The 285-nt window shown below is 66.7% G+C and carries 1 protein-coding gene; it reads left to right on the top strand.

Annotation, left to right across the window (positions count from 1 at the left end; all coding sequences use genetic code 11):
- Positions 1-14: 14 nt before the first annotated feature.
- On the top strand, positions 15-285 hold a 271-nt coding region (locus CIC12_RS14210; protein WP_238812606.1), incomplete at its 3' end, for a hypothetical protein.

The raw sequence follows: 285 nt of genomic DNA, 5'->3' as shown, positions 1-285 counted from the left end.
GCACGGCTTCGACCGTGGCGGACGCCTCGGGTAACTACAGTGTGACGACCCATGTTCCGCAGGCGAACGGCATGGTGGAAGCGGTCGCCACCGATGCGGCGCACAACTCCAGCACGCCAGTGGACGTGCCCTACACGAATACGCCGCCAACGCAGCCAGTGGTGAATGTGACGGCGAACGGCGATGGTGGCCTGACGGTGAGCGGGACGGCGGACGCGAACAACACGGTGACGGTGACGTATCCGGACGGCAGCACGGCTTCGACCGTGGCGGACGCCTCGGGTA

This window comes from Paraburkholderia sp. SG-MS1 (assembly GCF_012275575.1).
Classification (GTDB): Bacteria; Pseudomonadota; Gammaproteobacteria; order Burkholderiales; family Burkholderiaceae; genus Paraburkholderia.
This window is presented reverse-complemented; position numbering and strand designations above follow the sequence as displayed.